This is a genomic window from Bacteroidota bacterium (assembly GCA_016718825.1).
Taxonomy (GTDB): Bacteria; Bacteroidota; Bacteroidia; order J057; family JADKCL01; genus JADKCL01.
This window is the reverse complement of sequence record JADKCL010000010.1, coordinates 16,130-41,670: the sequence shown is the minus strand read 5'-3', so window position 1 is coordinate 41,670 and position 25,541 is coordinate 16,130. Positions and strand designations below refer to the sequence as shown.

Genomic DNA, 25,541 nt, shown 5'->3' with positions numbered 1-25,541 from the left:
AATGTCCGCAACCAAGGAAAAGAAAGGGATTACCAGCGATTTTAGGAGGGTTACGATCAGCCTAGCTTCGCCGGAGATGATTTTGGAAAGATCTCATGGCGAGGTCTTGAAACCCGAAACCATCAATTACCGCACATACAAGCCCGAAAAAGACGGCCTCTTCTGCGAGCGCATCTTCGGGCCGGTCAAAGACTATGAGTGCCACTGTGGTAAATACAAACGTATTCGCTACAAAGGTATCATCTGCGACCGCTGTGGGGTGGAAGTTACTGAGAAGAAGGTGCGCCGCGAACGCATGGGGCACATTGCCTTGGTGGTTCCGGTAGCCCATATCTGGTACTTCCGCACCTTGCCAAGCAAGATCGGTTATCTGCTTGGCCTCACCGGCAAGAAACTCGACCAAGTGATCTATTATGAGCGCTATGTCGTGATCAATCCGGGTGTGAAGGCTGTTGACGGGATGGAAAAGATGGACTTCCTTACAGAGGAAGAATATCTCAATGTCCTGGAATCGCTGCCGAAGGATAACCAAATGTTGGATGACCGCGATCCAAACAAGTTCGTAGCTAAAATGGGTGCCGAGGCGCTTGATCAACTTTTGGGTTCGATCAACCTCGATGACCTCAGCTACAACTTGCGCAAGCGCGCCGCCGACGAAACCTCGCAACAACGTAAAAATGATGCGCTCAAGCGTCTCAAGATCGTTGAAGCTTTCCGCTCAGCCAACCGTCGCATCGAGAACCGTCCTGAATGGATGGTGATCCGCATGGTGCCTGTCATTCCGCCAGAATTGCGCCCCCTCGTTCCCTTGGAAGGTGGTCGTTTCGCAACTTCTGACTTGAATGACTTGTATCGCCGCGTGATTATTCGCAACAATCGTCTCAAGCGATTGATCGAAATCAAAGCTCCGGAGGTGATTTTGCGCAACGAAAAGCGCATGTTGCAGGAAGCCGTCGACTCCTTGTTTGACAACACGCGTAAAGTCAACGCTGTCCGTTCTGATTCTAACCGTGCTTTGAAATCCCTCTCAGATATGCTGAAAGGTAAGCAAGGCCGTTTCCGTCAGAACCTCCTTGGTAAAAGGGTGGACTACTCCGGTCGTTCTGTGATCGTGGTCGGTCCAAACCTCAAACTGCACGAATGCGGTTTGCCAAAGGACATGGCCGCCGAATTGTTCAAGCCGTTCGTGATCAGGAAACTGATCGAGAGAGGCATTGTCAAGACGGTGAAGAGCGCCAAAAAGATTGTGGACAAGAAAGAGCCTGTGGTATGGGACATCTTGGAAAACGTGTTGGTGGGCCACCCTGTGCTCCTCAACCGTGCTCCAACCCTTCACCGTCTGGGTATTCAGGCTTTCCAACCCAAGTTGGTAGAAGGTAAGGCCATCCAACTTCACCCGCTCGTCTGTACCGGTTTCAACGCCGACTTCGACGGTGACCAAATGGCAGTTCACGTACCGTTGAGCAACGAGGCTTGCCTCGAGGCCATGGTGCTGATGCTTGCTTCGCACAACATCCTTCACCCTGCAAACGGTAAGCCGATCACCCTTCCTTCACAGGACATGGTTTTGGGCATCTATTACCTGACAAAGGGGCGTCCAAAGCAAATTGGGGAAGGTCTTGTCTTCTCGAGCTTCGAAGAGGTCGTCATTGCCCACAACGAAGGTCGTCTTGCCAAGCACGCACACATTCGCATCCGTGTTCCTAAAAAGGAATTTGCTACCGGTGAAGTGCATATGCACCCCATCACGGGCAAGCCGGAGACTGAGATCATCGAGACCACTTGTGGCCGCGTGATGTTCAATCAGATCGTGCCGGTCAATGTTCCTTATATCAACAAAGTCCTCACCAAAAAGGCCGTTAATGCGATCATTTCCGACATCTTCACAAGATGCGGTTTGAAGCGTACCGCGATCTTCTTGGATGATTTGAAGGCGCTTGGTTTCCGCAATGCATTTGCAGGTGGCCTTTCCTTCGGTCTTTCCGAGGTCTTGATTCCCGAGGAAAAAGAAGCCTTCATCAAAGGAGCCGAAACGGCGATCGCTGCGATCACCGACGACTACGAAATGGGCTTCATTACGGAAAACGAACGTTACAATCAGGTGATTGACGAGTGGACAAAAACCAACCGTGAACTCACCAAGACGTTGATGCTCCAATTGGAAAACGACAACGACGGCTTCAACTCCGTTTACATGATGTTGGATTCCGGTGCACGTGGTTCACGTGAGCAAATTCGTCAATTGGGTGGTATGAGGGGTCTGATGGCCAAACCACAGAAGTCACTCAAGGGTTCTGCTGGCGAGATCATCGAAAACCCGATCCTCTCCAACTTCAAAGAAGGTCTCTCCGTGTTGGAGTACTTCATTTCGACCCACGGTGCACGTAAAGGTCTGGCTGATACCGCTTTGAAAACGGCTGACGCAGGTTACCTTACCCGTCGTTTGGTCGACGTCTCACAAGACGTGATCATCACGGAAAGCGATTGCGGAACGTTGCGTGGTCTCAAGGTTGAAGCCTTGATTCAAAGCGACGAACTTGTCGAGGGCATTGGCGAACGTGCTTTGGGTCGTGTTTCCGTTGAGGAAATTCGTCATCCAGAAACGGATGAAGTGATTGTCCCTGCCAATGAGATGATCACTGAGACCTATGCCACCGCCTTGGATGCATCCGGTTTGGAAAGTATTGAGATTCGCTCCGTGCTTACCTGCGAAAGCAAAAACGGTGTATGTATTAAGTGTTATGGTCGCAACCTCGCAACCGGCCGTCACGTTGAAGTTGGCGAAGCTGTCGGTGTCATTGCAGCGCAATCGATCGGTGAACCTGGAACCCAGTTGACATTGCGTACCTTCCACGTGGGTGGTGCTGCAAACCGTCTTGCTGCGGACTCCAAAATTGTCGTCAAGTACGCTGGAAAGATTGAATTTGAGAACATTCGTACCGTTCAGCGGCGCGAAGGTGACGATTTCAAGACCATCGTGATCACCCGTTCCGGTGAGATGCGTTTGATGGGTCCAAAGGGTAGGGTGCTTTCAACGCACAATATTCCTTACGGTTCACAATTGCTTTTCGCAGATGGTGCTGATGTCGAAAAAGGAAATGAAGTCTGCCGTTGGGACCCTTACAATGCTGTGATTCTCTCCGAGTTTGATGGTGTGGTTCACTACGATAGCCTTGCCAAAGACATGACCTTTTTGGAGGAGACGGAGGAAACTACTGGTCACACTGAAAAGGTGGTCATCGATTCCAAAGACCGTACCTTGAACCCGGCCATCAAAGTATGTGACGCCAAAGGCAAGCCTTTGCGTTCCTACAACTTGCCGATCGGTTCACACATCATGGTCGACGACAAAGAGGAAATCAAGGCCGGTCAAATCTTGGTGAAGATTCCAAGAGTCAGCGGCAAAACCTCTGATATCACCGGTGGTCTTCCAAGGGTAACGGAACTTTTCGAAGCACGTAACCCAAGTAACCCTGCTGCTGTCTCCGAGATCGACGGTATCGTCTCCTTGGGTGGTATCAAGCGTGGTAACCGCGAGGTGTTTGTCACGAGCCGCGATGGTTCTGACACCCGTAAATACATGATTCCGCTCACGAAGCACATCCTCGTTCAAGACAATGACCTGGTTTACGCTGGTGATTTGCTCTCCGATGGTGCTGTGGTTCCAGCCGAAATCTTGGCCATCAAAGGCCCAAGTGCGGTGCAAGCCTATATCGTGAACGAAATTCAAGAAGTGTACCGTCTCCAAGGTGTGAAGATCAACGATAAGCACATCGAGGTCGTGGTACGCCAAATGATGCAAAAACTGCTGATTGTCGATGCAGGTGATACGATCTTCCTCGAGAAGGAACAAGTCTCCCGCCGCGACTTCCAGGAGGAGAATGACTGGATCTGGGACAAAGTCTTCATCGAAGAGTCTGGTGACAGCGAGAAGCTGAAAGCTGGACAAATCGTCAGCAGCCGCAAATTGCGCGAAGAAAACCAAATGTTGGCCCGCAAGGAGCTCAAATTGGTGGTCGCTCGCGTCGCTCGCCCTGCTGTCGGCCGTCCGATCCTGCAAGGAATTACCCGCGCCTCTTTGGGTACGAAGAGCTGGCTATCAGCTGCATCGTTCCAAGAGACCACCAAGGTGCTCAGCGAAGCCGCTATCACAGCCAAGACCGACGAATTGTTGGGTCTGAAGGAAAACGTGATCGTCGGCCACTTGATCCCTGCAGGTACCGGTCTGCGCGAATACGAAGATGTCATTGTCGGCGACCTCGCAGAATTCAAGGCAAAACATGCCAAGGAAAAAGCTGGGGAAGCTCGTCATCGCGACGTGGTGCGCGACTAAGCGCTGCCATATTCCAAAATGAAAAACGGGAACTTTCGGGTTCCCGTTTTTGTTGATACCTTGTGCAGCCTTTTCTACTTTTATTGTTGCCTTTCGCGCATCCAATCCCGCTTTTGTATTATTTTTAGCCTGATGGAAGCTACCAAGGAAAAAGTTAAAATTCTGAGCGCAGGTGCCATTTCGGCCATGCTTCGCAGAATGGCCTATGAGATTTATGAACGCAATTTTGCTGAATCCACGATCTTGCTGACGGGCATTGGTCCACGTGGAGGGTATCTGGCAGACAGAATTCAGCGGCATTTGAATGAAATATCGCCATTGCAGGTAACGCGTGCCGACTTGGTCAAAGTTGCTGATCGTAACGAACTCGCTTGGGAAACGCCGGTCAGCGTTGAAACCCTCGCGAGTGGTACGATCCTGATTGTGGACGATGTCTTGTATTCCGGTGGTACCGTCGTGCAAGCGCTTATTTTGGCTGCCGACTTGCGCCCTGCCAAGATTCAGACGGCATTTCTCATTGACCGGGGCCACCATTTGTTTCCCGTCACACACGATTATGTAGGGATGGAAATGGCGACGAGTCTCAAACAATATATCACGGTTGAAGTCGATCCCGATACAGAGCGGGCCGAAGCCTTCATTTTCTAATTCAATTCCGCTATGAAAGCACTTGTCCTCGAAGGCAAAGACATTCCGTTGCAAATCAAAACACTACCTGATCCATTGTTGAAGGCGGGGAAGCTGCAAATCCGCATCAAGGCGGCTGCCTTGAACCACCGCGACCTTTGGATCACCAAGGGGCAATACGCTGGCATCAAGTACCCTTTGGTACTCGGTTCAGATGGTGCCGGCATTGTCGAGAAGGTAGGTGCAGCGGTATCCCAGGAATGGATGGGGAAGGCTGTGTTGATCAATCCAAGCTTCAATTGGGGAGAAGACGAAGATGCGCAGGGCAGTGAATTCAAGATTTTAGGTTTGCCGGATAACGGAACTTTGGCCGATTTAGTCAATGTTCCTTTGGAATATGTGCATCCAATGCCTGCCCACCTTTCGTTTGCCCAAGCTGCTGCCTTGCCTTTGGCAGGTTTGACGGCTTTTCGCGCCTTGTTCAAGCGCGCACGCACGAAGGCGGGTGACCGTGTGCTTGTGACGGGCATCGGTGGGGGAGTGGCTCAGTTTGCCTTGCAATTCGCGCATAAAAGTGGTTGCGAAGTTTGGGTCACAAGCGGATCGGATGCGAAAATCAAGTCAGCCATCGGAATGGGAGCAAAGGGAGGCGTGAACTACAAGACCGAGGGTTGGGCCAAACAACTCAAGGAAGCGGCTGGAAGTTTTGACGTCATCATTGACGGCGCAGGCGGTGCTGGATTCGCCGATTTGACCGATTTGGCAGGGAATGCCGGAAGAATCGTGATTTATGGTGGCACGCGCGGCAACCTGGAAAAAGTCTCTCCCCAAAAAATTTTCTGGAAACAACTCAGCATTCTAGGATCCACGATGGGTTCGCCTTCCGATTTTCACAATATGCTCCGGTTTGTCAATGAACACGAAATTGTGCCGGTCATCGACGAGGTTTTTCCGTTTGAGGAAGCACAGCAAGCATTTGCCAAGATGGAAGCCGGAACGCAGGTAGGAAAATTGGTGGTGGAGCTGTAGAATTGATGCAATCCGAATACAAGCAAAAGTTCAGCGATTTTTCAAACGAAAGGTTGATCACAATGCTTGCCAATCGTACGGATTACCGACCGGAGGCGATTGCAGCGATGGAGGAAATCTTGCAGGAACGAAATTTGCCTGCCAACGAAATCCAATCCATGTTGTCGGATGCTGAGCAGGCAAAGCAGGCGCAAGCGCAATTGGCGGAGGAACCGATGCCGTTGGGGTTAAAGATGACGTTGCTCGTTTTTCCAGTGATCGGATTCATTGGTGCGGCAGTCGTGAGTCTCTATTTGAAGGAAAAGGGATACCACCAAAAGGCTGCCGATACCGTTCTATGGACGGTATTGGGGTTACTCTTTTGGGGTTCATTGGTTTCGATCCTATCCGTTTGAATTTCGATTGTTTTCATTTTGGGATTATGGGATTCGTTCTGCAAATCCTTCATTTTCAAGTGTTTTTTTAGGGCGTTTTTGGGTTTCGGGGAATAGCCTTGGAATGGTCATGGATCGCCAAGCTACCTTTCAAATCTCCCGAGGTTCCAACATATCCCCGGTGCTCAACGTGTAGGAAATGTCAGGGTATTCAAATTCGAGGGCATCGTTTTCCTGCCCACGCAATTGATAAAATTCCCTGGCTTGTTCCGGGTCAGCCAAGGTCAACAATTCTCCGTTTGGAAAGTAACCGCGTTGATTCTTGAATTGAATCCATGTCTTGGATTGCCGAAATGTAATCCCAAGCCATCGGTTGCCGCCTTCTGTAGGCTGGAAACCCGTTGGCGCTTCCAAGACGATTTTGTGCTGGAATCTTGAATTGGTTGCCAAGGAAAAGAGGATCACCGAGTTGTTTTCAAGGGTGAATTCAAATTCCTCGAATGTGACTTTGTTTTGGATTTTGAGTTTTCTGAGCGTTTTTTCAGTAAGGTCCGACGGCCGCTCGTAGCAGGAAAACAGGGCAATACAGGAGTTTGCTTCCAAATCCAAGGCCTGATCGGAATGGTATTTCATCTTGCTGTAGCGGTCGTCGTAGATTTCAATCAAGGCGTTGTTGAATTTCAGAGAAGTGTCTTCGAGGATTTTCCGATGCCTGACGTCCTGACGGATGGCCTCCGAGATTGCTTGGTGTATGCCGGCGAATGTATTCGGAGCCTTTTCATAGCGGGTCGTCGTTCTCACAATCGGGACTCCCTGAGCCCCCGGATCGACCAAATGGGTTCCTTTTCTTCCCTTGGCAACGTCTTCAAATTCAGCGGAATGAGAAAGCGTGGTGAAGACTTCCTTTTCCAAGGGAAGCAAAATTTTGTGGAAGCCGTGGTTTTCCATTTCCGGTTTCAATGAATGGGTTGTTGATAGTCGCCACGGTTCATGCTGAAATGCACTTTTCCATATTGAACCCTTCTCTCCGTTTGATTTTCTTCGACATAACTCTCTTTCAAACTGTTCATCGTTTCAATCGTCATGTCTTCGAGCGGCACCCAATTGCCATTTTCCATGATGAACGTTTGCGCGTCCCGGAAAATCGCCTCGGTGGACGAGCAGCGTGCCACATATCCCAATCTTGTGGGAATCATGTCAATGTTGAGCATCGATGGCCGAATCTCATGGGTGTACAGCCGATTGGTGGAAAGTGGAATAAAAAAGACAGAATTCGGATACAAGGTCACACTGAATTCTTTGGCAAGACGATCATCAGCGACGGATTTTTTCAGTTTGAAGTGTAGCCGGGTCAATCCGCTAGCTTGCTTGTAACACCAATCAAATCGGTCCGTTGATGAGGGCTTGAGATGCTCGAAATTGGCGCTGTCGTAAAACGTACAGAACGCGATCAAGGCTTCTTTGGGCATATCCTTTGTCTTGTCGGAATGCGCTTTGATCCTGGCCTTGGATTCTTTTTCCTCCGAATCGGACTTCTTTTTGTTCTCATAAATCTGCGCTAAAACATGATTCAAGGTCGTTTCTTCCTCAAAAACATATTTTGCAGCGGCGTTGATGCGATCCATGATTTCATGGTCTGTCGACCTGAAATTGTCGGTAGGACCAGATAAATTACTTGAACAACGTAGCAGCCTGTAATGCAATGCCTCTTTGCCGTCCACGCTTTCCTCCTTTGAAACCGATGTCAAATAGATTCCCTTTCGCAAGGCCATTCCCGGCTTGGTCGATTCTGTCAAATCTTGGAATACATGCTCATTTTTGATCCTTTGAAAGTAATTATCCTCCTCAAACAACCTCCGAAAGTACACGCCGGCATTGCTGACAATCACTGGAACTTGGCCCAGAGAGAGGAAGTGAATTAGCGCCGGATTCGAGTCTTCGTAGTTGAAGGAAAGCTCCCGAATGATGTACAACGGCGTTCCGATCTCTTCAAGTTGGGCAATATCCCCACAAACATGGATCCGTTTCCCAGTGAGATCTGCTGGAAACTCCGCGAGTTTACTGACCACCACGCCGCAGAAATGCGCGGACAATTCCCGAAGTGCTTGCGCATTTTCGTCTCGGTTGTGCAAAAGGAGGAGCAGGTTCTTTGTTTTCGAAATCGTGTTTTCTGTTTTCATGATTGCGGTGCGCCGATGGGGGGGGATGAGATTTGAGCTCATTACCCTTTGCATATTTCCTTGAATTGTAAACGATTCACGTGGTGACCAAACGAATTCCGTGAATGAATTCATTCCGTTTAAAGATAAGGATCATGCAAGTGATTGCAAAATGTAAGAAAGAAGGCTATCGCTTCCAGCGCGTCGCTCAAAAAGCGCATTCATCGACAAGCGCACAGGTAAAAGGCCAAGCCCTAACTTATAGGGGAAAGGTCAAGCAGCCCCAAAGACGAGGATATCCTTGGATGTCGACTGAAATGCGTTTGCGGGTATCTATCGCGCATAGGCTCACAATTCCCGCACTTCCGAAAGCAACTTTTCAGTCTTGGCCTCTGAGATCCTGTTCATCAGCTTGCGCTGCTCATGCTGATCGCGCAGGGTTTTCGCTAAACTGAAGCATGAAACCGTGATGAAAACGATGCCCATTCCCAAAAAGGCTTTCACCCAGATCATCAAGGGTGCGATGACCAGGCCTGTCACCGTCGCTGTGAATGAGATCACAAAACCTGCCCAAACGAGAAAATTCCAGCTGCTTGTGTTGGAGTCAAAACTTCCTGGTTGCATATTTTTTGATGTTTTAGTGAGACAATGCGCAGGTTTACGAATCGGAATCGGATTTTGTTATGCATGCATACTAATTACCATTCAACTTTCGGAGGAATGGATCGCGCTTGCAGGCGAATCAGGAGGCTATTGGCGGCATTTACCTGTTGTTTTCCAAGAGATTACTTTGTAAATTGTCCTTCGCATACGGTAGGTAAGGCTTGATTTCGATTTATCTCACCAATCGGTTTCACAATGGTCAATTCGAAACGATGGGCAATTTCAGCCCTGCTTTGCTGCGTTTGTATCCTGTCTGGTCAATCCGTATTTGCGCAAAATCCACCTGTGGCGGGCATCACGTTTGACAGCCTGCGTGCTGGTTTTCAGGTTCAAGAATGGATGGCCTACCTGCACAACACCTCGACTGGCAGTCCGACATCATGGAACTACCGTGTCACGGCGGCCAATTGCCCTTCATTGCCTTGTGTCACCTATGGGAGCCAAAACGCAACAAACTACAGCCCCACTGCGATCGTGACCAGCAACAATATTCCGGGTAATACTGTGAAGATCTGGCAAATCGTTTCCAATGCCTTTGGGTCTGACACGACTTTCATCGTCCAGGACTTTGATTGCCAGCACCTGACTACGCCACTGAATTTGGAAGTTCTTTATTACACTGGTTCCCTGCCTTACTTGTCAGCGAATGCCTATGCCAATATCTGGGTCAATACGGTGGAGATCAACATATTTGGCCCGGGCCTCACGACCTCCCCCAAGTATTCTTTTGGGAGTGTTGTGACTGACACCGTATTGGTGCCAGGTCCAGTGTGGGCCTGCGGCTATTACTTTGGCAGCAATTGTTTTTCCTATGCAACGACCTGCGATACCATCAACATTGCTTGCTGGCGCTCGCCAGTGGTCATTTTGCAACACCAAATGAGTGGATTCCAAACGACTTTTACCGATTCCGTTATTGCCACTGCCGGTGCCATCTGGCTTTGGGATTTCGGCGACGGCAACACGAGTACTGCAGTCTCCAATTCCCTCACGCATACCTACGCCGGCCCGGGCACCTACAATGCCTGCCTCACCGTTACCGATACTTGTGGCACCACGACGACCTGCACGACGGTCAATCTGAACACTACGGCTATCCAAGCCTTGCAATGGACAGACCTCGAGATCGTACCCAACCCCAGCAATGGTCAGTTTCGGCTCGAAGGGCATGGCTTGCTGGATGGTGAATTGCGGTACTACATCCAAGACCTACATTCGAAGGTGCTCGCGGCTGGTTCTCTCCCGGTCAATCGAGGTATGTTGCGGCAAGAGCTGGACCTTCGACTGCCGCAAGGGCTCTATTGGATCCGTTTGGAGGATGGCAATGGCAGCAGTCTTGTGAAGAAACTTGTGATCGCAGAATAGGATTTGAATCCATTTGCGGATGCTTTGGCCGCGACGCAGATTCACAAAGTGGGATCGCCAATGCCAATTTCCAACCTCGCCTATGAGAGCTGGATTTCGATTCGTTTTCGCTTCGTGTCAATGTCGAATCCCAATTCCTTGCTTGGATCGGGAAAACATTCCCTGATGTCCAAGTTTCTTGCAAAGCGGCTCAAGGCTTTGTTTCCGAACTTTAAAATCAGTTCGTATTCCGTTTGCCCATCCTTGCCCACATAAGCTTTGAAGGCCATCCGCCGATTGTCATTTACAAATTTCTGAGCATCAGCAAGTTCGGGCTGGTGAAAAAGCACGCCATCGCACCAAAAACCTCTGATGCTGTCCATCTCAGAATGCTCAAATGCCTTGCAGAGTTTATACTCTAAAAATGTACAGAAGTCTTGGTCTAGCATCGCACCCACAGTTGTCACCACGACTTCTTTCCCCGGGATTTTGATTTGGCATCCGACAGCATGAAGTGCGCTTCACACAGGGTCGTTTCCCAGCCATCCATCACCGTGTAAAATCCGCTCTTTCCACATATTTCGCACATCTTTCGGCTGATGTAATTCACCTGCTGTGTAAGTTCCTTGAAATGCTCATCCTCTCCACGAAAACGAACTTCCAGCCCAGCCCATTTTTGGAACACTTCCGTGATTTGAACATTCTCCGGTTGATTGTCAAAAACAATATCCACCAAATTGAGCCATCCCAAGCCACAAGTTTCTTGGATGTGATTTTTTGCAGTTGCGCTATCCACGTAGAATATTGTTTTTGAAATCGATCATGACCTTTGGGTGCTACGCCTCCTTCACACTGATCACCACAATCGTACTCGTTCCTGCGCGGCCGGCCTTGACATCGGCGTCGTTTTTCTCGATGTAGTGCTTGACCAAGCTTGAAGGGATGCTCTGACCCTCATGCGAAATCCTGATTTTGCGCTCGATGGATTCACCCTTGTCGTGCGTCTTGACCTGCTTGGTCTTGCCGCCGTTGAAGACGATGCCGATCATGCCAAATTCTTCACCTTTGTAATGCGTGGAGCTCTTAGCTTTCGTGAGCTTGATCTTGTAATGGATATTGAAGTAACGCGCCCGGGTTTTCTCCCTTTCGGCGTCCTTTTTCTTCTTTTCCGCATCTTTTTTCTTTTGCTCGGCCTCGCGTGCTTTGGCGGCTTTTTCGCGCTCCTTGTCATTGGCGGCATTTGCCTTTTCGCGCTCTTTTTGAGCTTTTTCGCGCTCCTTGGCTGCAGCAGCTTCGACCTTTTCGCGTTCCTTTTGGGCTTTTTGGCGCTCTGCCTCCCGCTCGGCGGCAATGCGGGCTTGCTTGGCTTCCTCGATCTTGAGACGCTCTTTTTCCTTGGCCCAGGCATTGTCTACGAACCATGTGATGCCGTCCAAGTCCTGCAATTTGCCATTGACCAAGAGCCGCATTTCACCCGAATAAAACCCGTCCTCGTCCCACATGCCATCCTTGAATTCGCCCGTTTTGGGGTTTTCCCAGCGGCCCAATACATTCGGGATTCCTTCCGCCCACATACCTTCGTACCATGAGCCGTCGGCCTCGGTCTTGCGCACATCACCTTCTACAAATTGGCCGTTTTCCCAGGTGCCGTCTTCGAAATCGCCATTGGTCTTGTCCAGCCTGCCCTTGCCATGGTAGACGTTGTCAAGCCATTCGCCATCATAGACATTGCCGTTGGGATACACACGTTTCCCTTTGCCCGTCCAGTCACGGTCCACGATATCGCCCTCGTAGCTGCCGCCGTCGCTGAATGTGCGGTTGGATTTCCCGCTGACAAATGCATCGTTTTGAAAGAGGCCATCGCGGTAGCCGGAGCCATCGCCATAGGTGAATTTGCCCTTTCCGTGCATTTCATTGTCCTGAAATTCGCCTTCGTACACATTCCCTGAATTGTAAACGAGCTTGCCTTGCCCGTGGTACATGTCGTTTTTCATTTCCCCCTCGTAGGTGGCATTTTCGAGTACCAACTTTACCTTGCCCTCGATGAAATTGTCATTCTCCCATTTGCCCTCCTTCCAATCGCCATCCGAATAGACAAATTTGCCCCTGCCGTCGTAATTGCCATCCAGGAATTCGCCTTCATAGTAGCTTCCATTGACGAAGGTCAGTTTGCCCCTGCCATTGCGTCCCTCCAACGCGTAGCCGCCTTCGTAGACATTGCCATCCTCGTCCGTTTCGCGGATGCGTCCCTCGACGAATTCATCGTTTTCCCAAGTACCATTTTTCCAGTCGCCGTTGGGTTCCTGATATTTGCCTTGTCCCGTGAAAGCGTTGGTATTGAATTCCCCGGAGTAGAAGGTGCCGTCTTCATAGGTGTACTTGCCCATGCCGTTCCAGGCACCATCGCTGGATTCACCTTCATAGACATTGCCGTCTTCATCGGTGGAGCGCACTTTGCCCTTGATCAATTCGCCCTGCTCGAATGTGCCTTCCTCATAGCCGCCATCGCCGTTGTCGCGGCGGCCACGGCCCTGCAAATCGCCGTCTTCATTGAATTCGCCATCCTCGTAGAGGTCGCCATCGATGAAAATCTTGCCTGACACCATCACGCCCTCAGACCAATTGCCGTCCATGACGGTCTCGGCTTCTTCGCCTTCGTCCTCCGGATCCTCCTCGTCTTTGACGATTTCCGAATAGGTGTATTTGCCCTTGCCGTGCAATGCAAAATCCTTGAATTCGCCCTCGCTCACCGATCCGTCTGCCTCCGTAGCCTTGCCGCTGACGAATTGATTGCCAGCCCATTTGCCTTCATAGACAGTGCCTTCGGGATCGGTGAATTTGCCATCGGGCCCCGGGCCGACTACTGTTTCATTCGCGGGTGTCGTGAGCGAAGCAGGTGTGCTTGTTGCCACGGCCACAGGCGCGCTCACAGGTGCCTCCAGCACAGGCGCAGATACCTCCACAGGCGAAGGTGCGGCGGATCCGATACGGGTTCCGTTCCATTTCCCACGCATCGGTCCGGGCTCCATGCCGGATTTATAAACACCGTTGAAATTGCCGTCGGCATCAAATGTCCACTTGAAAAGGCCGCTGCCTGCGCCATTTACCCAAGTGCCGGTGACTTCCATGCCTTCGAGCTTCCCCTCGACTTGGCCTTTTTCTTGATACCGGGCGGTAATGGAATTTCCGTCCTGAAAGATCGTAACTTCCTGATGCTGCGTATCGTATTTTCCTGCGATGTTCATTTTTCTAACTCACTTTCTATGATTGCCGAATCGATCATCCTGCACGCGGTGCAACTGCACCGTGCTGCGTTTGGAGGGTAGGATCTTTTCGAAAGCGAATTTAGGAGATTTTTCGGGGGTGACAAATGGTCTTTGCGCGAAGGCAAATGAGTTTGCATGGCAAGCAAAAAGCCGTCTTTGGACCTTTCCTGAACCATTACGAAGGACTTGGTTGTTCAATTCCCATATTCTTCGCCATCTCAGCGTATCGCCTCTCGAGGATTCATTTCATCCATCAATTTCAGCCAAAAAATGGTTAGGAATACCCCCTCAAAGTCACCGAAATCCGCCTTCCATATTGTGTCTTCGAATGCGGTACCTCGTGCGTCCAGGCTTGGTTGGTGGCTTCGGGCACGACAATCGCTTGCCCATTTTGGAACGGAAAGTCCCGAAAGCCCTTTCCTTTGTAGGGGCGCATTCGAAAAACACGGGATTCGCCAAGAGAGATGGTCACGATCGGACTCCCCGGAATCAAGTCCCGTGTATCGTCTCGATGCGCACCGATATAGTGCCCAAGCCGACCGTCATACCAATTGAGCAGAAGCCCATTGAGGCGTTCATCGATGTTTTTGTTGCTCCATTCCAAGAATCCCATGAGAATTTCGGGGATCGGTAGCGCATTGTTTTCGGAGCCGGTGTAGCGGTAATTTTTACCGTAGGACTGCTGCCAACGCGGCGTGGGCACTTCCTTGCCTAGGATTTTGACCTTGTGAAAGATCGTCGGATGGCAATTCCAGATCGCATCAAAGGCTTCGCCAGTCTTGGCCAATTCCGAGACGGGTTTGGAAATGTAGACGCCATGTTGCGCATCAAGCATCACTTTCGTAAAATGAATAGGATTCATGTGTGCAAGATTAGTAAAAAACTAATTAAATTGCAATTGAGGAAATGAATTTTCGTCTTAATTTAGCGGCGAATGAAAACGGGACCGATTACAAAGCTTTTGTTGGTTGCTGGAATGCTGAGCCTATACTGGGGATGTCGGGAGAATCAACCTGCATGGACGGGTGCTCCAATCGCTGCCCTGCAAACCTTCGCTGCTGAACTAGAATCATCGGGTTGGGTTGCAGACACCGCTCGGGTGCGCAAGGTCGCCGGCTATGCTGGATTGAAAACGGCATCGATTCGCAGTTTTGATGGGCGACCGTTTTACCGCATCGCCTTTGAAGACAGTGAAATTCCTCACGGAGAAGGTTCCGCGGCCTTGGATCAGAACCTATTCCGCAATGCCAAAAGCATCTGGGGCTACTACTACCGCCAAAAAGACGCGACAGATTGGATTTCAGACGGCGTCATCGAACAATGGGAATTTGACAATGCAAGTTTGGCCTCAAAAGCGATGCAACAACTGACGCCCGTCGGCGACGAGGTCTATTTCAATACCACGCCTTATTTCTGCTGTTTGAATCAATACCTGATCATCTTTCACACGCGGGCAAATGCATTCAGCTATGACCAAGCACCGTTGTTTGCGCAGTTTGTGCGGGAAATGAAAGCGGAGACTTTAACGCGGAATTGAATGCGATTTGGGATGGGTAATCGTGAAATTGATCACGGTCATCCCCCAACGCAAAAAAGCACCGCCTCACAGCGGTGCCTCTTTTGCAAATTCTGAATGTATGGGAGTAAAACCCTCCGCAGAGCACTCAGCCCTCAATTTTCGCTCGGCTTTTCCTGCTCCAGCACAGCGGTGACACGCTTTTCCGGGTCCATCATTTCCATCAATTTCAGGCCGAGCAGGCCGTCCATCGCGGAGCCGCCGCCGTTGCCGCCATTGATCCAGAGGTCCGGAATAAGCTTGATGTGGCCCTTGGCGAGCTCCTTGGTAATCTTGAAGCGGGTGAAGTTCTCACCGCCCATGGCGCTGACGGCGAGCTCATAAGCATTCGCGTTGGACTCACCGATGGCGCGGATTTTGCCGGCCTCGGCATCGCCGGTGAGCGTGATTTCCTCGGCGAGCGCGGCGGCACGCAGCTTGAGTGCCTGCGACTCCGCGATGGACTTAGCCTTGGTCGCTTCGGCCTCGGCATGGGCGCGCATTTTGGTCGCCTCGGCCTCGGCACTCACGGCGAGCTTCATGCTTTGGGCCTCGCCCTCCGATTTTTTCACGGCGGCGTCAGCGGTGCGTTGCGCAATTTCCACGCTCTGCTGTGCTGACACAATCTGCCGCTGCATGTCGGCAATGGCCGTCTCTTTTTCCATCCCTTGGCGCGTTTCCTGAGCCTCTTGCTGCATCTCGTAGGTAATCTTTTGCTCCTCGGCGATCTTGCGGTCGGTGAGCGTTTTCATCAACGAATCCGGTGGCACAATATCCCCGATCAGGGTGTCGACGGCATTCACATTGTACTCGTCAAGCACGCGCTTGATGTGGGACTTGGCCGATTCCTGACGCTCCTTGCGGGTGGTGAGGAAGGCGATCACGTCTGCCTCCTGCGCAGAATTGCGGAAGTAGTTGCCGATCGTGGGCTCGAGCACTTGCGACACAAGATTGGTCATGTTCCCGAAGCGGGCGATCACCTTGGGTGCCTCCGTATTGGGCACGTGGATGATCTGCGAGACATCGAGGTTGAAAGGGAAGCCGTCCCGCGAACGCACCGTAATCGTTGAGAGATTCTTGTCGAGTTGGTGCGACTCTGTGCGGGCACTCGCCCAGTTCAGGACGAGGTTGGTCGTGGGCACAAGTTCGACACGCATGATGTACTTATTGACCGGATATTTACCCGGACCGAGTGGTTCCGACCATACACCTTTGAAGCCTTTTTCCACGATATTTCCGTGCTTGAATTCGACGCCTGTGAGGTCCATGCCATCCTGCCCGACAAAGGAGATCACCACGCCGACAAAGCCGATGGGTATCTCTGTCATGCGGTTTTCCTCGATTTGTACGGCCCATGGATTGAGGTTGTAGGAACCCGAAAGAATGACCTGTGGTTGCAAGCCGCGGCTGCCGCCGTGTGCGATGAAGGCATCGAAGTCTTGGAAATTGTTGTGCCCTTCGATCTGCTTTCCCGCAATTTGGCCGTCCTCGATGGGTTGTCCGTCGAGGGTGGTGACGATGCCTACCATGCCTTCGCCGATGCGCACCATCTCCGAGATCGTAATATGGAAGAGCATGCTGTTGATGCGGTAGCTGCCGGCCGTAATATAATTGTTTTGCCGACCGCGTTGCCCGCCGTTTTTCAGGAAAAGCTCCGCATCTTGAAAATTGTCACAGTCGACACGGCGGGCGAGGATATTGCCCGTCGGAATCTCAGCGCCGTCTCGCGCAAGCACGAGGCCGATCATACCTTCGGGGATTACGGTGAAGTCCTCCATGGTTACGTGGTATTGCCAGAGCCATTTCCAGAAATACAGGCCAGGAGCCAATGTTTTGGCTTGAAAACCAGGCTCTCCAAGGGTAGCCATGATGCGCCCGTCCGGCAATTCGCGGTTTGCGCCGAAGAGCACAAACTTCTTGGTCACAAGGCCGATCTTGTTTTCCGGTACGATCACGACGCCAAAGAAAAAGCGCAATGTGAATTTGTAAAAGAGCAAGGCAGCAAGCAAAGGCAATACCCAAAAGTAGGGCAATAATTGTATGAGTTCCATAATATTTAGGAATTGAGAATGGAGAATTGAAAATGGAGAATTGGAGATTTGAATCCTGTATTTGTCCCAGGATATGCGGCAAATAAGTTCATGAATGCCATTCTTGCGACCCTCCTAAAAATTGGATTGTGGTCGGCACAGAGGCAAACAGAAGCAGTGGAAACAGGGGACCAATGAAGAGTATGGAGAACTTTCCGTTCGTCCATCGTCATTGATCCTCTACAGGAAAAGCCAGGGCTGAAATTTTGGTCAGTCTAGCCTTGGGAGGCGTGGTGGGGAGGATCCGTGTTGCGATACATAATGCAACGATCGGCAGCAATTTTGCGTTGCCGATGACGGGATTGTACGTGGGGCTTGTGAAGAGGTTGGGTGTAGGTTGGGAAATATTTTTGGAGAATGGTTTAGTCGAAATGAAGGCGGTTTTGGCTGCGATATTTTTGTTTTGTGATCGCCACCAAGGCATAAAGACACGAAGTTAGGGTGCCCTATCTTCGTGTCTTTGTGCCCAAATCATCACGCGGCACAACGATCCTGGACAGTCACCCTGCCCATCACATACGCGCTACAAATGCCGCTTCTAATCAACCTTTCAAAAACGCAATCTGCCCCATGTGGTAGCTCAAATGGTTCGTACGGCTGTTGAGCACGTTCAATCGATTACGATGCGGCTCCTTGGCGAAGTCCTCGGCAGAGACTGAATTGTGCTTGAGGAACCATTCTTCCGGCTTGATAGTGCTGAAACCACTTGCCAAGGCTGCATTTACCTGATGCCAAACGGCGCGTAATTCGGATGGGCTCATTGCATCGGCGGCGGGGCCGTCTGCGGTGCGGATGTAGCTGTCCACAAGCTGCGGATGCTGTGCTTGACCGAGGTTCAGCAACGGCAGCATCGCATCGTGTACAGCAGTGAGGTGCCCGAGCAAGTAGGTGCCACGGTTGCGACCGGGCGCGACGGGGCGCAGCAAGTCGTCATCCGAAAGCTTTTCCAAAAGTGCATCAGCGCGCTTGATCGTCGCGTACCATGCATCCAAAACCATTTTGACGAGTGTTTCTTCCATTTGGGCTAAACTCCATCGGCGGAGGATTGTTGGATGACATCGACCTCAATGTTTAGTTTTTGACGCGATGCATGCGTTTCGACAAAGGATTCCTCTCTTGTGCCTTCGATTTCTTCGGCGAATGATTTGTTTTTAAAAACGCCACCTAGAGGATGCAATCATTGACGCCCGTCGGCGACGAGGTCTATTTCAATACGACGCGGTACTTCTGACGCCTCCTGCAATACTTGATTATCTTTCACACGCGGGCAAATGCCTTCAGCGATGATCCGGCGCCTTTGTTCAAACGGTTTGTGCTGGAAACGAAATCGGATACCCTTGTGAGAGAATAAGATACGGTTCGTGGTCGATGATGTGTTGGGCAATTCGCTTGATGCGGATGCGGTAATTCTGCCCGGCAACTTCAGTAAACGCTCAATCGCAGTGATGTTGAAAAAACACTGGTTTAGGTTGCGACGATAAATTGCGCAATCAACTCCCCCACAAATTTTTTGTTGCAATCGGTTTCCGGAATCACGGTCTTGGCCTGCCCGTAAAATCCTGCACGCTCCATCAATTTCTTGTGCACAAAAACCTGCAAATCACCGTCGATGCTGTTGAGCAGTGGCCGTTTGTCTTTTGAATTGCGGAGCCGGTCGGTGAGACGTGCGGCACTCATGTCGAGGTAAATCGTATGTCCGCTTTGGTTCATCAGCGCCATGTTGTCAAAGAAACAAGGTGTGCCGCCGCCACAGCTGACAAACAGATCAAGCCCTTCGATGGCACAAACCTCTTCCAGGCATTTGCGTTCAATGTTGCGGAACCAATCCTCGCCTTTTTCTCGGAAAATGGCTCTCACATCCATTCCGACCTTCTTTTCAATATATTCGTCGAGATCGAGGAAGTGCAGCCCGTTCTGATTGGCCGCATATTTGCCAATCGTGGTCTTTCCAGCACCCATAAATCCGATCAAGAAGAATTTCATCCCGCGAAGGTAGTGAAAAGGGAAAAGCACGGGAAGACTTAGCAGTTAGAAAGTAGCAGTTAGCAGTGTCTTCGCGTCGCCGGCGTCATCCAAACCTGCCAATACCCATCCATCATTTCTAATTTCCAATTGCTCATTCATCACTGCTAACTGCTAACCGCTCACTGCTAACTTTCAATTCACACGCGGATCGACCACGGTATAAAGTACATCGACCACAATGTTGATGACCACAAACATCACCCCGATCAAAATCGCAGAACCGAGGATCATCGGGTAATCCTTTGCGCCGAGCGCTTCGATGGTGAGTTTGCCGATGCCTTGCCAGTCAAAAATGGTTTCGATGAAAAATGCACCTGCAAGCAGCGAGGCAAACCATCCTGAAATCGACGTCAGGACCGGATTGAGCGCATTCCGGAAGGCGTGGCGCAACAGTACCACATTTTCTGTCAGTCCCTTTGCATGGGCGGTGCGCACATAATCCGCTGCGAGTGCCTCGGTCATGCTTGCGCGTGTGAGCTGGGTGATGATCGACAAAGGGCGCATTCCAAGCGCCAAAGCAGGCAGCAAGAGATTGCTGAGCCGCATTCCATAACCGTCGCCAAAAATCTCCTCCTCCCAAAGGTAACCTGAACTTTGCAATCCCGTCCAAGGCCCAAGATCCACCGCAAAAACACGGATGATCAATACTGCCATAAAAAAGGACGGCGCAGAAATCCCGAGCAAGGTCAAAAACGTGATGATCCGGTCTTGCCAGCGTCCGTTTTTCATTGCCGAAACCACACCCAGCGGAAGGCCCAACAGCATCGCAAACAGCATCGCTGCCACCGCAAGCACGATCGTACCCGGCAAATGTTCCAGCAAACGATCGGTCACTTTGCGGTTGTTTTGGAAGGAACGGCGCATCCACGGCGTTTTCAAGGCAAGGCATTTTCCTTGACCCAGCCCCAAAATCCGCCAATGTGCGATTTCCTTCCCGTCCGCCTCGAAATGATCCACCATTCCGAGAGGGGAGAGGTCGTTCAAGTAATAAAGGTATTGCACAGGTAGCGAACGATCGAGATGGAAGGCGCGTTCCACGGCTTTGCGCGTCGCTTCGTCCGTGTTCTCGTCCGTCATCGCCTCGGCCGGACTGCCCAACAAATTAAAAATAAGAAACAGCAGCGTGACGATTCCCCAGACCACCAAAAGTCCTGACAAAAGGCGGCGGCCGATGGATCGAAGCATGCGTTATTCTTGGTTCAAACTGTCTTGGACCACCTGCGAGCTGTCAGGGCTTTCCGGGGCCGGAGGCGCGATATTGGCTGCAGGACCAACGAGTTTTTGCAGTTGTTCCACCGAAGGCATGTCGTTGTGATGCCATTTTTTCATCACGATGCCATCTTGAACCAAGACAAATCCCGGCGTCGAACGAATAATCGTGCGGATGACTTTCTGGTCAAAATCATTCCAACAGAAGTCTTCGGCAAATTTCATCCCGAGCTTTTTCCGCGCTGAGGGGCCCGAATTCGTGCCACCGACGACTTTGATGCCGGGCGCTTTCGCTTTCAGTTCCGCGACAAGTCCTGCAGCTGCATCAAATGGCTCACGGGGGTGATCCTCAATGTCATACATGATGATCATCAACCAAGGACCTTTTGTAAAATCTTCATCGCAAAAGACAGGGGAGGAGGCAGGAGGAAAGGTGAAATCGTGCGCATAAATTTCGCCGTCTTCGCCAGCATTCATCGAATTGTAAGCCAAATCTTGTCCGACTTTGTAAGCTCCGCGGAAATCCAACAACTCCAAATGCCAATAGCAGTAGATGCTCAATGCCGCACCAAGAATAAAGGAACCGATGCTGGCAAATGCAGGCATGGGGCGGCGGTAATACGGATGAATGCGCTTGCGGTGCAACCAAATCACAATGCCGGGGATCATCAGCAACAAATCCTTGCCAAAAGTCTGCATCGGCTCCAGTTTCAAGGCATCGCCAAAACAACCGCAGTCCTGAAGTTTGCCGGTAAATGCCGCCAAGCCGGTGAGCAACGTGAAAAACATCATGATGAGCAACAACATCCAGGCGGTGGCGCGCATTTTGTATCCTGTGATCAGCGCAAATCCCAATGCGACTTCAAAAACACTTACAAATGCAGCAATCGGGACGGAAAACGTTTTCATCGTATCCGCCGGAAAGAAACTCGCCAAACCATGGAAAAAGTACCAATAGTCGTCGAGTTTATAGCCAAAACCGATCGGATCTTGGAGTTTGACAAAGCCTGAGATCAGAAACAATCCGGCGACGGCCTTGCTCAAAACGTTGAGCAAGTTGAGCCCCAATGGCGTCAGAGACTCCAATTGGTCCTTTGGGCGCATCTTGCCCATGACCATTCCTCCGACAGCTCCGAGGGAAAGCAACACGATCACCGTCAAAAAGATCAGGAAAGCAATGAGAATCGTGGGATTGGGATCAGGACCCTTTGCAGGCGAGGTATGCGTCCATCCGACAATCAAAGGAGTAAGACCCAAAACACCTGCAACGAATGCAAGCGACACAAAATCAAGGACTTTGTTTTTTTTCAATCCGTCGGGTTTTGTAAGACTCATCTTGAAAACTATTTTTTGCGCTTTTATCGAATGCTTCTGTCAAGCTGGATGTTCCTGGGAACGCAGCTTTCGGGCTAAAACTACTAAATTTTGTCTGACGGTGGGAGGGTTTTGAATAATTAACTAAAAGATTAGTTGATTGGCGGCCGTGGCTCTGCTGCTGCATCTTTGATGGATATCTTGATCTCCACCCTCGCCTGCCTGAAACTGCGACTTTCGAAATGGTCCAATCCAACATTCCCGGCCGAAATCCTTCTATATTTGCTCCACCAAAAATGCTGGAAGTTCCCCAAAATATCACGCTGAATTGCCAAGGACGGTTGTTGGTCCTCGATCGTCCGCAGGTGATGGGGATTCTGAACATGACGCCCGATTCCTTCAGCGACGGAGGTCAGTTTGATACCGAATCCAAAGCCTTGGCCCATGTCGAAAAAATGCTTTTGGAAGGTGCCTCCATCATCGACATTGGCGGATATTCTTCAAGGCCCGGCGCAATCGACATTCAGCCCGAGGAAGAATTGCAGCGCATTTTGGTGACGGTAAAGCGCGTTTTGAAGGAGTTTCCTGAGGCCATTGTTTCGATTGATACCTTTCGCGCGTCGGTCGCAGCACCGTTGTTGGATGCTGGCGTTCACATCATCAATGACATTTCCGGTGGCATTTTGGACGCGGAAATGATGCCGCTTGTGGGCAGGTACGCAGCGCCTTATGTGCTCATGCACATGCAAGGGAGGCCTCAAACCATGCAGACGGCGCCCGTTTATGCGGATGTCGTCGGGGAAGTTTACAGCTATTTTGTCGAACGGATTCGGGCCGCAAGGGCGGCTGGGATTCGGGATTTGGTGCTTGATCCCGGATTCGGATTTGGGAAGACATTGGACCACAATTGGGAACTCTTTCGTAATTTGGGTCAATTCAATGTTCTTGGCCTCCCGCTGTTGGTGGGAATCAGCCGCAAATCAATGGTCTACCGCTTGTTTGATACCACGCCAGATAATGTCCTCGAATTGACGACTGCCCTGCATGTCAAGGCGTTAGAGTCTGGCGCGCGTTTCCTGCGGGTCCATGATGTACAGGCGGCCACACGTGCCATTCAGCTTCATCAATATTTGCAGTATGGAGCTCTTTAAACTCGGATTTCTTACGGTCAGGCTCATCGATTTGATCGACATCTCGGTCGTGACCTTCCTTTTTTACCGGCTTTACCACCTGCTCAAAGGCAGCATCGCGTTGCGCATCCTCTTTGCAATAGCCTTGGTCTTTGTTTTTTGGAAGCTGGTGGATCTGCTGGACATGGTTTTGCTCAAGACCATTCTCGATCAGTTTATCGGCGTGGGAGCCATTGCATTGATCGTGATCTTTTCGGCTGAAATCCGGCGATTTCTGGTCATGCTCGGCCGAAACAGCATCATTGCAAAGGCTTGGGAACAGTTTTTTACGAAGGCGGAGACACAACATAGCTACGAAGAATTGGTGGCAGGCATCGAAGAAATCGCGAAGGCGGGTTTGGGGGCTTTGATTGTCATCACGGGCGAAGATTCGTTGGATCGGATCAAGGAAACCGGCGACGCGATCGGGGCCGAGGTCAGCGAAAGGTTGTTGTATTCGATTTTTTTGAAGGACGGACCGTTGCATGACGGTGCCGTGGTGATTGATCACAACAAGATTGCTGCCGCACGCTGTATTTTGCCTTTGTCACAAAATGCAACCTTGGCACCCGAATTGGGACTGCGTCACCGCGCCGGACTTGGACTAGCAGAAGGTTGCGATGCCTTGGTCATTGTCATTTCAGAGGAGCGAAACGAAGTTTCCATTGTCAAGGAAGGCAAATTGCAGCGCGATGTGGATGTGATTACACTCGAAGGCGCTTTGCGTGCACATTTTAACCCTGGAGGGCCGATCAAATAACCATGGCCATCATTGCACTCGAGGGAATGCGCTTTTTTGCCCATCACGGGGTCTTTGAGCAAGAGCGTCAGCAAGGAAACCATTTCGAAGTCGACGTATGGTTGGATACCGGTGATGTACCCTTGCCCGATTCCGATCAGTTGGAAGATGCGCTTGACTACGGGAAGGTCTATCTCATCGCCGCCGAAATCATGGCCACGCCTAAAAACCTGTTGGAGACTTTGGTCAATGCCATCGGGAAACGACTTTTGGAGACTTTTCCGCTGGTGGTATCCGCAAAAGTGCGTGTGAGCAAGGAGAATCCACCCGTTGCCGGGATTTGCAGGCGTTCGTATGTGGAGGCTACTTTTTGCCCATGAATCCGTTGGCGCGTCATATCGCTGCGTTTTGCCTCGCCATCGTTTTCCTCGTTGGTTGTGCAAATCAAAACCGCCTTGTCGTTTATGCCGATCCTTGGCTCGCCGAATTTGCAGACAGTCTCGTGGCGCAGTTCCAAGCTGCGCATCCTGAAACGGACATTCAACTGAAAGTCCTTTCTTCGGAGGTGATCGTGCAGCATATTCGATTTGGGCAGCCTGTCGATGTTTTTCTTTGTTTTGGCTGCGAATGGTATCAGCAGGCGGATTTTCGAAAGCAAATTGCTGAGGAATCGACGATGGCGCCTTCCCAGGTAGTGCTCATTTCGAGGAAGGACAGCCTGCCAACGGCACAGCAACGCACCATGAAAACCGAAAACGCCGTGATGGTGGAGGCGAGCGACCGGCCGATGCGGTTGTATACCGATCAGACAACATGGGCGAATGCGATTCCCAAAGACCGGCTGCTTTATGCGAATTTCCAGCGGCAAGCAACGGATTACCTGCTGCGGGGCTGGGTGGCGAAAGGTTTTTTACCTGTTCATTTTGCCCGCCAACATGCCGCAGGCTTCCAAATCGAGCAACAAGGGCCTTTGATTACCAACGCATTTACGTCGATATTGATGCAAAATGCCCCCCACAAGCCATTGGCTGAGGATTTTTTTGCGTTGTCGAATTCAGAAAAATCAAAGGCAATACTTGCCCATTTGAGATTTCTTCCTTAACCTTGCAATCCATTCGGAAAAACGGCGACGTGGCCGAGCGGCTAGGCAGAGGTCTGCAAAACCTCGTACAGCGGTTCGAATCCGCTCGTCGCCTCACAAAATCGGGTTCTTAGGAATCCGATTTTTTTTTTGTGCCAACTTTCCGGCATTTGTCGGCCCTGCCGTCCGGTGGAATCCCTCCGCGAAACCTTTTCTGTCCAAACTCCATTGACTTCAGCTTTTCGTTGGTCTCCACCTCCCCCATTTTTAGTACTCCCATGTCACAGTCCGGCCGGTTTCTGCATTTTGACTTATCAACAAATTTGCTGCACATTTTTCTAAGCAATGTGGATAGCATGTGGATTGTGGATTACGTATATTGGCCTATCAATGAATGTTCCCACGAACAATCGTTGATCATTATTGTAGGCGGTGGGCTTATCCGCATGTTGATATCGGATGTGGAAATAGCCCTATCTTGCCGTTTTCAATGCCTGTCGGTCGCTGCTGTTTCCGCGGGCATACATTTTGAGGAGGTTTTGTTGTAGGTCCTTGGTAATGAGG

General features: G+C 50.7%; 22 protein-coding genes and 1 tRNA gene. 11 read left to right on the top strand and 12 right to left on the bottom strand.

The features are described from left to right. Position 1 precedes the first annotated feature (1 nt). The 4 genes from rpoC to IPN95_13130 all read left to right on the top strand — a co-directional run bounded on the left by rpoC (position 2) and on the right by IPN95_13130 (position 6,384). Complete coding sequence (gene rpoC, locus IPN95_13145) at positions 2–4,333, top strand: DNA-directed RNA polymerase subunit beta' (GenBank protein ID MBK9450330.1); 4,332 nt, start codon at positions 2–4, stop codon at positions 4,331–4,333. 132 nt (positions 4,334–4,465) lie between these two features. Continuing rightward, positions 4,466–4,981: a phosphoribosyltransferase gene (locus IPN95_13140; protein ID MBK9450329.1), complete on the top strand. Its 516-nt coding sequence runs from the start codon at positions 4,466–4,468 to the stop codon at positions 4,979–4,981. 12 nt (positions 4,982–4,993) lie between these two features. Beyond that, entirely contained in the window at positions 4,994–5,989 is a 996-nt protein-coding gene (locus IPN95_13135; protein MBK9450328.1) for a zinc-binding dehydrogenase, read from the top strand. 62 nt (positions 5,990–6,051) lie between these two features. Then, positions 6,052–6,384, top strand: a complete 333-nt coding sequence (locus tag IPN95_13130) for a hypothetical protein (GenBank protein ID MBK9450327.1) — start codon at positions 6,052–6,054, stop codon at positions 6,382–6,384. 129 nt (positions 6,385–6,513) lie between these two features. Here the strand turns inward: IPN95_13130 and IPN95_13125 are convergent, their stop codons facing one another. The 3 genes from IPN95_13125 to IPN95_13115 form a co-directional block, all read right to left on the bottom strand. Continuing rightward, complete coding sequence (locus tag IPN95_13125; protein MBK9450326.1) at positions 6,514–7,311, bottom strand: alpha-ketoglutarate-dependent dioxygenase AlkB; 798 nt, start codon at positions 7,309–7,311, stop codon at positions 6,514–6,516. Between the two features lie 8 nt (positions 7,312–7,319). After that, the gene (locus tag IPN95_13120) at positions 7,320–8,543 is read right to left on the bottom strand and encodes a hypothetical protein (protein MBK9450325.1); all 1,224 of its coding nucleotides are present in this window, start codon (positions 8,541–8,543) and stop codon (positions 7,320–7,322) included. 327 nt (positions 8,544–8,870) lie between these two features. After that, positions 8,871–9,146, bottom strand: a complete 276-nt coding sequence (locus IPN95_13115; GenBank protein ID MBK9450324.1) for a hypothetical protein — start codon at positions 9,144–9,146, stop codon at positions 8,871–8,873. 234 nt (positions 9,147–9,380) lie between these two features. Between IPN95_13115 and IPN95_13110 the strand changes: the two genes are divergently transcribed. Further along, on the top strand, positions 9,381–10,550 hold the full coding sequence (locus tag IPN95_13110; GenBank protein MBK9450323.1) for a PKD domain-containing protein: 1,170 nt from the start codon (positions 9,381–9,383) through the stop codon (positions 10,548–10,550). 80 nt (positions 10,551–10,630) lie between these two features. On the opposite strand, the gene IPN95_13105 is transcribed toward IPN95_13110, so the two are convergent. The 4 genes from IPN95_13105 to IPN95_13090 all read right to left on the bottom strand — a co-directional run bounded on the left by IPN95_13105 (position 10,631) and on the right by IPN95_13090 (position 14,657). Beyond that, positions 10,631–10,999: a hypothetical protein gene (locus IPN95_13105; GenBank protein ID MBK9450322.1), complete on the bottom strand. Its 369-nt coding sequence runs from the start codon at positions 10,997–10,999 to the stop codon at positions 10,631–10,633. After that, positions 10,993–11,325, bottom strand: coding sequence for a hypothetical protein (locus tag IPN95_13100; protein MBK9450321.1), 333 nt, complete (start codon positions 11,323–11,325; stop codon positions 10,993–10,995). Before IPN95_13100 ends, IPN95_13105 begins: the two co-directional genes overlap by 7 nt. 40 nt (positions 11,326–11,365) lie before the next feature. Continuing rightward, positions 11,366–13,774 (bottom strand): hypothetical protein, encoded by a 2,409-nt coding sequence (locus IPN95_13095; GenBank protein ID MBK9450320.1) that lies wholly within the window; start codon positions 13,772–13,774, stop codon positions 11,366–11,368. Positions 13,775–14,069: 295 nt separating this feature from the next. Continuing rightward, positions 14,070–14,657: an alpha-ketoglutarate-dependent dioxygenase AlkB gene (locus IPN95_13090; GenBank protein ID MBK9450319.1), complete on the bottom strand. Its 588-nt coding sequence runs from the start codon at positions 14,655–14,657 to the stop codon at positions 14,070–14,072. 72 nt (positions 14,658–14,729) lie between these two features. Here IPN95_13090 and IPN95_13085 point away from each other — a divergent pair, with 72 nt between their 5' ends. Then, positions 14,730–15,332: a hypothetical protein gene (locus IPN95_13085; protein ID MBK9450318.1), complete on the top strand. Its 603-nt coding sequence runs from the start codon at positions 14,730–14,732 to the stop codon at positions 15,330–15,332. A gap of 134 nt (positions 15,333–15,466) precedes the next feature. Here the strand turns inward: IPN95_13085 and IPN95_13080 are convergent, their stop codons facing one another. The 5 genes from IPN95_13080 to IPN95_13060 form a co-directional block, all read right to left on the bottom strand. Beyond that, a complete protein-coding gene (locus IPN95_13080) occupies positions 15,467–17,401 on the bottom strand; it encodes a flotillin family protein (protein MBK9450317.1) in 1,935 nt (644 codons plus the stop codon). Positions 17,402–17,982: 581 nt separating this feature from the next. Next, positions 17,983–18,459 (bottom strand): DinB family protein, encoded by a 477-nt coding sequence (locus tag IPN95_13075; GenBank protein ID MBK9450316.1) that lies wholly within the window; start codon positions 18,457–18,459, stop codon positions 17,983–17,985. 445 nt (positions 18,460–18,904) lie between these two features. Further along, on the bottom strand, positions 18,905–19,423 hold the full coding sequence (locus tag IPN95_13070) for a shikimate kinase (GenBank protein MBK9450315.1): 519 nt from the start codon (positions 19,421–19,423) through the stop codon (positions 18,905–18,907). Between the two features lie 174 nt (positions 19,424–19,597). Next, entirely contained in the window at positions 19,598–20,650 is a 1,053-nt protein-coding gene (locus IPN95_13065) for an ABC transporter permease (protein ID MBK9450314.1), read from the bottom strand. A 3-nt stretch (positions 20,651–20,653) separates the two neighbouring features. Next, positions 20,654–22,009: a DoxX family protein gene (locus IPN95_13060; GenBank protein MBK9450313.1), complete on the bottom strand. Its 1,356-nt coding sequence runs from the start codon at positions 22,007–22,009 to the stop codon at positions 20,654–20,656. 296 nt (positions 22,010–22,305) lie between these two features. On the opposite strand from IPN95_13060, the gene folP reads away from it, so the two are divergent. The 5 genes from folP (at position 22,306) to IPN95_13035 (ending at position 25,092) form a co-directional block, all read left to right on the top strand. Then, the gene (folP, locus tag IPN95_13055) at positions 22,306–23,139 is read left to right on the top strand and encodes a dihydropteroate synthase (GenBank protein ID MBK9450312.1); all 834 of its coding nucleotides are present in this window, start codon (positions 22,306–22,308) and stop codon (positions 23,137–23,139) included. After that, positions 23,126–23,917, top strand: coding sequence for a TIGR00159 family protein (locus IPN95_13050; protein MBK9450311.1), 792 nt, complete (start codon positions 23,126–23,128; stop codon positions 23,915–23,917). Before folP ends, IPN95_13050 begins: the two co-directional genes overlap by 14 nt. Before the next feature lie 2 nt (positions 23,918–23,919). Further along, complete coding sequence (gene folB / locus IPN95_13045; protein ID MBK9450310.1) at positions 23,920–24,276, top strand: dihydroneopterin aldolase; 357 nt, start codon at positions 23,920–23,922, stop codon at positions 24,274–24,276. Continuing rightward, positions 24,273–24,998, top strand: coding sequence for a substrate-binding domain-containing protein (locus tag IPN95_13040; GenBank protein ID MBK9450309.1), 726 nt, complete (start codon positions 24,273–24,275; stop codon positions 24,996–24,998). The genes folB and IPN95_13040 overlap by 4 nt, the downstream gene beginning before the upstream one ends. 23 nt (positions 24,999–25,021) lie before the next feature. Then, positions 25,022–25,092, top strand: a tRNA-Cys gene (locus IPN95_13035). The last annotated feature ends 449 nt before the right edge of the window (positions 25,093–25,541 follow it).